Origin of the sequence: Desulfococcus sp. (assembly GCF_041737845.1) — a bacterium.
Lineage (GTDB): Bacteria > Desulfobacterota > Desulfobacteria > Desulfobacterales > Desulfococcaceae > Desulfococcus.
The window spans coordinates 1-6,311 of sequence record NZ_JBGSQX010000011.1; the positions used below are offsets into that span (position 1 = coordinate 1).

The 6,311-nt window shown below is 62.2% G+C and carries 9 protein-coding genes; 6 read left to right on the forward strand and 3 right to left on the reverse strand.

Features of this window, described 5'->3' with window-relative positions; all coding sequences use genetic code 11:
- Both ACEW8N_RS01020 and ACEW8N_RS01025 read left to right on the forward strand, forming a co-directional pair.
- Positions 1-364: energy transducer TonB (locus tag ACEW8N_RS01020; protein ID WP_373497926.1), on the forward strand; the 364-nt coding region annotated here is incomplete at its 5' end.
- Positions 365-381: 17 nt separating this feature from the next.
- Positions 382-1,290 (forward strand): tetratricopeptide repeat protein, encoded by a 909-nt coding sequence (locus ACEW8N_RS01025; RefSeq protein WP_373497927.1) that lies wholly within the window; start codon positions 382-384, stop codon positions 1,288-1,290.
- A 23-nt stretch (positions 1,291-1,313) separates the two neighbouring features.
- Here the strand turns inward: ACEW8N_RS01025 and ACEW8N_RS01030 are convergent, their stop codons facing one another.
- A complete protein-coding gene (locus tag ACEW8N_RS01030) occupies positions 1,314-1,508 on the reverse strand; it encodes a hypothetical protein (RefSeq protein WP_373497928.1) in 195 nt (64 codons plus the stop codon).
- Positions 1,509-2,111: 603 nt separating this feature from the next.
- On the opposite strand from ACEW8N_RS01030, the gene ACEW8N_RS01035 reads away from it, so the two are divergent.
- Genes ACEW8N_RS01035 through ACEW8N_RS01045 form a run of 3 tightly spaced genes read left to right on the forward strand, consistent with a single transcriptional unit; the run spans position 2,112 to position 4,856 of the window.
- Positions 2,112-2,960 carry an ABC transporter substrate-binding protein gene (locus ACEW8N_RS01035; RefSeq protein ID WP_373497929.1) on the forward strand — a complete coding sequence of 283 codons (849 nt, stop codon included), beginning with the start codon at positions 2,112-2,114 and terminating at the stop codon, positions 2,958-2,960.
- Between the two features lie 37 nt (positions 2,961-2,997).
- Positions 2,998-3,966: a FecCD family ABC transporter permease gene (locus ACEW8N_RS01040; protein WP_373497930.1), complete on the forward strand. Its 969-nt coding sequence runs from the start codon at positions 2,998-3,000 to the stop codon at positions 3,964-3,966.
- Entirely contained in the window at positions 3,963-4,856 is an 894-nt protein-coding gene (locus ACEW8N_RS01045; RefSeq protein WP_373497931.1) for an ABC transporter ATP-binding protein, read from the forward strand. The genes ACEW8N_RS01040 and ACEW8N_RS01045 overlap by 4 nt, the downstream gene beginning before the upstream one ends.
- A 131-nt stretch (positions 4,857-4,987) precedes the next feature.
- Here the strand turns inward: ACEW8N_RS01045 and ACEW8N_RS01050 are convergent, their stop codons facing one another.
- Together ACEW8N_RS01050 and ACEW8N_RS01055 are read right to left on the reverse strand one after the other, a co-directional pair.
- The gene (locus tag ACEW8N_RS01050; RefSeq protein ID WP_373497932.1) at positions 4,988-5,182 is read right to left on the reverse strand and encodes a hypothetical protein; all 195 of its coding nucleotides are present in this window, start codon (positions 5,180-5,182) and stop codon (positions 4,988-4,990) included.
- Positions 5,176-5,520: a hypothetical protein gene (locus ACEW8N_RS01055; protein ID WP_373497933.1), complete on the reverse strand. Its 345-nt coding sequence runs from the start codon at positions 5,518-5,520 to the stop codon at positions 5,176-5,178. The genes ACEW8N_RS01050 and ACEW8N_RS01055 overlap by 7 nt, the downstream gene beginning before the upstream one ends.
- A gap of 75 nt (positions 5,521-5,595) precedes the next feature.
- Between ACEW8N_RS01055 and ACEW8N_RS01060 the strand changes: the two genes are divergently transcribed.
- Complete coding sequence (locus ACEW8N_RS01060) at positions 5,596-6,192, forward strand: transposase (protein WP_373497934.1); 597 nt, start codon at positions 5,596-5,598, stop codon at positions 6,190-6,192.
- Positions 6,193-6,311 lie beyond the last annotated feature (119 nt).

Consider the following 6,311-nt stretch of genomic DNA (forward strand, 5'->3'; position numbering starts at 1 on the left):
ACCACACAGTTGCCCGCCGCGATGGCCGACTGCGCCCCCTGCGGCCGCCCCGGTGGAAACAGGCGGCGGAAGGGGGTATGCCATGGACCAGGTCGATACGGTTCCCTCTGTTGTGGGACAGCCCCGGCCCGCCTACCCCTACCGGGCCCGGCGCCGAAATATCGAAGGGTGGGTCAAGATTCGATTCCTCGTGGACCGGAACGGCCGGGTGCATGATCTGACCATTCTGTCATCTTCTCCGAAGGATGTTTTCGATGCCGCCGTCCGGGAGGCCGTTCCCCGGTGGCGGTTCCGGGCGGGGATCAAATCGGGGCGGCCCGTGGATGTCTGGGTGGAAACCACCATACAGTTCAAACTCGATTGACCCCGATGGAGGACGCGATGAAAAGGTTTCGGCTGAGCCTGATTTTGGTGCTTTGCATGGCCGGGCCCCTGTGGGCCGGCTCAAGGCCGGCGTGCCCCGACCCGCCGGCCGTTGACCGGGAGCTTTACGGCGTTCTGGAAAAGGCCCGGAAATCCCTGGCCGGGGGCCGGAATCGGGCGGCCCTGGAACTCCTGTCGGCCTATGCCGCCGCCCACCCCCGGATACGGCATTACCACCTCTCCTTTCTGATGGGCACGGCCCATTTTCGTTTGAAGCAGCCGGCACAAGCGGAAGCCTGTTTCACGTCCGCTGCAGCGATCCTGCCCTGCAGGGCGGAGGCCTGGGAGAACATCGGGGCGGTCCGTTCCGCGGGTGGCAACTACGCCGGGGCGGCCGCGGCCCTTTCCGTGGCGTATCGTCTGTCGCCTCCGGACCGCAGAGGGTGGCGGAATCTGGGAGACCTGTACCGCCTGGCGGGGGTGCCGATCCAGGCGGTACAGGCTTACCGGAAGGCTTTTGGGGATGATCCGGTTCCCGGGGACCTGGACCGTTTGGCCGACACCTGGCTGGCGGCCCGGAACCTGGAGCAGGCCCTGGAAAGCGCCCGTCTGGCCGCTGCCAAGGCTCCTACGGCGAAGCGCTGGGCGCGCGTGGGGGACATCTGCTTCCACCTGGGAGACCTTCAGGCAAGCATCGCCGCATACCGGAAGGGCGCCGCCCTCGATGACGGCGACGGCAGGATGAGCCTCAAAGAGGGTATGGCCGCCTTGAAGTTGAAGCGGCTCACGGATGCGGAGGCCTGTTTCGCAAGAACTTTGTGCAACGCCTCCCCGGAAAGCGCAACGGCCCGGGATGCCGCAAAATGTATCGAGGTGCTTCAGGCGGCCAAAAAAGATGCCCCTTCCAGCGAAAGGGGCATGAACTGAGATCGGGGTTAACCGTCTATGGATCAGGCATCGACGGCCACGAGGGAGAGGGAGAGTTCCTTTTCGAGCTTCTGGATTTTGGCCAGCTGCTCGGCGGTCAGCATCTTCGGTTTCAGGTCCTTGCAGGAAAAGGCCAGAATCGTCGTCCCCGTCTCCTTTTCGAGAGACTGGACGGCCATCACCTTCTGTTGATCCAGATTGGACAGACTGCAAAGCATGGCGACCTCCTTTGGGGTATTGTGGGTTGATTTGATTGAATGATGATAAAATAACACCATATCGTCAAATCACAACGGAAAAGACCGGCATGATCCCGGAAAGGTGATGGGCCTGGCCGTGCTCAAGCGCCTCCACAGAAACCGAGTACAGATGGTGGAAGGACCAGTGGCGCGCCACCACGGCCCCTGCCGGTCCTTGCCATCGACTCCTGGTGCGTGCCAGCCACCAGGCGATGGGAGTTCCAACTAAAAGGAGTATCTCGCATTGCCTGCAACGTGGCGGACGCGGCCCTGGGCCTGAGGGCCGTTGCCGCTGCGCTTCGCAGGGAGATCGACACCCTGCCCGGCTGCGACGGATCGGTCACCGGCAGGGTGATTGCCGAGCATATTCCGGATCCGGGTTTGGAACATCCATAAATCCATTGCGCTTTGGGGCTTGACCCGGCCGGGAAAAGCCACTACACAGAAAGGGTCGTATTCAGGCGGAACCCTGTTTCAGTGACCTAACCCAACCCTCTTTGCCTCAACCTGTCGAACATGAACCCCAGAATTCTGCGATACTCTCTGGTAATGTCCCTTCTGCTCATGGGGATAGCGCCGTCGGTGTCTCTATTCGCTGCGGAGACCCGGATCGTCAGGGATCAGGCCGGACGCTCGGTCCGGGTCCCGGCGAACCCTCGGCGCGTCGTGGCTCTGGCCCCCAGCGTCACCGAAATTGTCTTCGCCCTGAAACAGGAAAGCCGCCTGGTGGGGGCGACCCAGTTCAGCGATTATCCGCCGGAGGCGGACCGGCTCCCCAAGGTCGGGTCCTACATCCGGCTGGATCTCGAGAAAATCACGGCCCTGGGGCCGGATCTCTGCATCGCCGTCAAGGACGGCAACCCCGTGGATGTGGTCAGCCGCTTGGAAATGTTGAATATCCCCGTGTATGCAGTGGACCCCAGGAGCCTCGATACGGTGATGGCGGCCATTCTGAGCATCGGTGATCTTCTGAATGCGGCCGAGGCGGCATCGTCGATGGTCGCAGACATGAAGGGCCGGGTGTCGCGCATCCGTCAGCTTGCGTCGGGTGCAAAAGAGCGTCCCGGCGTTTTTTTCCAGATCGGGGTCAGTCCGATTGTCTCCGTGGGCACCCCGACCTTTCTCCATGAATTGATCGAATCTGCGGGCGGACGTAACCTTGCCGCGGGCGACACGCCCTACCCCCGGTTCAGCCGCGAACAGGTTCTGGCATTGGCGCCGGAGATCCTGATCATCACCTCCATGGCACGGGGGGAACTCTTCCAGAAGGTAAAAGAGGAATGGATGGGATGGCGGGAACTGCCGGCCGTCCGGAACCGCCGGGTTCATATTCTGGACTCGGATGTCCTGGACCGCCCCGGCCCCCGGATGGCAGACGGCCTTGCGCAATTGTTCGACATCATCCATCCCGATCTGGCGGGTAAATATTGACATGGCGGCACCTGCGGTGATTCGGAGGATCCTATGGGTGTCAGCGCCGCTGCTTCTGGTGCTTGCGGCATTCGGGCTTCTCGGGATTTCCGTGGGGTCGAGCCGGCTGTCGATGGCGGACGCCCTTCAGGCACTTCTGGGGACAGGCGGGGACAATGACATGCTCGCCAGCATCATCTGGCGCATCCGGCTGCCCCGGGTGATTCTGGGCGCCCTGGTGGGATCGACCCTCTCCCTGGGCGGTCTGGTGTTCCAGGCACTTCTCCGGAACCCCCTGGCCGAGCCCTACATCCTGGGGATCTCCGGCGGTTCGGCCGTAGGGGCCATCATCGGGATTCTTTTGGGCTTTTCGCGATTTCCCGGCGTCTGCCTCATGGCCTTTTCCGGGAGCATGGCGGTGCTGGCGCTGGTCGTGTTCATGGGGGCGGGCGGGCTTCGGCTCAAGAACGACGCACTGCTCCTCTCGGGCGTCATGATCAACGCCTTCTGCTCGTCGGTCATCACCTTTCTCATCTCCCTTTCCCAGGACTCCCGGATCCACAACATCCTCTTCTGGCTCATGGGCGACCTCTCCCTGCCGGACCTGGCCCAGGCCGGACTTTTGTCGCTCATCGTCCTGCCCTGCTTTGTCGTGATCTTCCGGTTCTCCAATGTCATGAACCTGCTGCTGATGGGGAAGGAGGCGGCCCAAACCCTGGGGGTCAACACCGGATCGGCCTCCCTGATTCTCCTCATCTGCACCTCGCTCATGGTGAGCGCCACGGTCTCCTACTGCGGCCTCCTGGGCTTTGTGGGGCTGGTCATGCCCCACCTGCTGCGGCTGGTGCTGGGGCCGGATCACCGCGTCCTCGTGCCCGCCTGCATCCTGGGGGGCGGGGCCTACATGATCCTGTGCGATATCCTCGCCAGGGTGCTTCCGGCCCAGGGGGAGATGCCCACGGGGGTGATCACGGCCATGATCGGCGCCCCGCTCTTTATCTACCTGCTGAGGCGGTCCAGGATATGAGCCCCGAAGACAGGATCCTCAAAAACAAAAGTCCCGCCGTTGAAACCCGGCATCTGTGCTATGGATACCGGGATGCGCCGATCCTTAAAGACCTTTCCTTTGCTGTGGACCGGGGGGAGTTTTTCATCCTGATCGGCCCCAACGGTTCGGGCAAGACGACCCTGATGAAGACCCTGGCGGGCATCCTGGGGGCAACGGGCAGCCTGAAGGTGCTGGGACGGCCCGCTGCGGAATTTTCCCGAAAAGCCCTGGCGCGGCACATCGCCTTCGTTCCTCAGCAGCTCCCCGTGGACTTCCCCTTCTCGGTCCGGGAGGTGGTCCTCATGGGGCGCGCGCCCCACCAGGGGATCCTTGGATTTGAAACCCGGGCGGACACGGCCGTCGCCCTGCAGGTCATGGCGGTCACCGACATCCTCCACCTGGCCGACCGCCGTCTGAACTGCCTGAGCGGGGGCGAGCTCCAGCGGGTCTTCATTGCCAAGGCCCTCTGCCAGGAGCCGGAAATCCTTCTGCTGGACGAACCCACCGCCTTTCTCGACCTGGCCCACCAGATCCAGGTGATGGACCTGCTGGAGCACCTCAAGCAGGAAAAAGGGATCACCATCATCATGGTCTCCCACGATCTGAATCTGGCGGCCATGTACGGCGACCGGCTGCTCCTGATTCAGGACGGGGAGATCCTGAGCCTGGGCACCCCCAACGAGGTCCTCACCTTTCCCGTCCTGGAGGCGGCCTACGGCTGTGTGCTGCTCACGGAAAAAAGCCCCCTGGGCGATTTCCCGAGGGTGACGACGGTCCCCGGGCGTCTGGGGGCGAGCGCTTTGAACCGCCTCGGCCAAAGGACCGACGGCGCAGATTTCCTCCCCGGGGATCCGTCACCGGGGAAATGAGTGTTCGTGTAGCGCGCACCAGGCGCCGTCAGGGCCATCCCTTGCCCTCCGAGCCTTACGGGAATCGGAACACCTGGTGCGCGCATACACTCACGGACGGCGGCGCCGGGTATCGTGGGTATGTGGATACATCATTGACAGGCAGAACGCCCGAGGCATATGGCTCCGATCCCGGCCAGCAGCAGCGGGATCCACCCACCGCCGTCGTCACCGGTTTCCGATTCAGGATCCGGCTCGCATTCGGTGGTGAAGACGACCCGGGTGGGGTTCAGGTTGGTGCAGACGTTCTCGTCGATGGTGTCATCCGTGGTATTGAGGATCACCACCTCTGCGTCCGTCTGGTTGCAGACCCAGAGCCTCCCCCGGGTGTCGGCGTAAGTGCCCGCCTCCATACTTTAAACCCGGACGCATCGGTTGCCGACGGATTGACGATCCAGGCCCGGGTGGCGCCGTATCGGAGGAGATAGGCTTTTTCAGCGCTGACAAAAAGCAGGTCGTAGGGATTGCTGCTACCGGTGTCGCCCGGGTCATTGGTCGAAAACTGCCAGATGGGCTTGTCGGGCGCGCTGATGTCGAATTTGGTCACATTGTCGGCCTGAAACCGCTCGATCCGGTAAAAAAAGTTCTGGTAGGCGGCCACGGTGATGTCGGATGCGTCGGTCAAATCCGGCCTCCAGGGCGACCTCCTCCCCGGCCGGGTCTGTGTTACGGAAAATATCATGGAAGGAGCCGAGCGCGAATGAAATACGATTCGGCCAACGTATGGGCGCACGGCCATATGTCCCAACGAAACCGCCGTTCCATCCGATTGCAGGGATATGATTATTCGCAGGCAGGGGCGTATTTTGTCACCACCTGCACGCAGAACAGGGAATGTTTGTTCGGGCATATCGTTGACGGCGAAATGCGGTTGAAGGACGCAGGGAAAATCGTTGCCGACGAATGGATGAAAACCGCCACAATCCGCCATGAAATCGAATTGGACGAATGGGTGGTGATGCCCAATCATTTCCACGGGATTGTCGTGATTGCGGGTGATCCCGTAGGGGCGCACGGCCGTGCGCCCCTACGACATATCCGTGCGCCCCTACCGCCACCGGACGCAGCCGAACGTATGTTGCGTCGGCCACCGAAATCGTTGGGATCGTTGGTGGCCGGGTTCAAATCCGCCGTGACCATAAGGGTCAATGAATTGCGGAAAACACCCGGCGCAAAATTATGGCAACGCAATTATTGGGAACATATCGTCCGCAATGAATGCGAATTGAATCGAATCCGGGAATACATCCGCAACAATCCAGCCCGATGGGAAACGGATAAATTATTCGTGTCGTAGGGGCGCACGGCCGTTCGCCCCTACATGGCCGTGCGCCCCTACAAGGCCGTGCGCCCCTACATGGCCGTGCGCCCCTACATGGCCGTGCGCCCCTACATGGCCGTGCGCCCCAACATGGC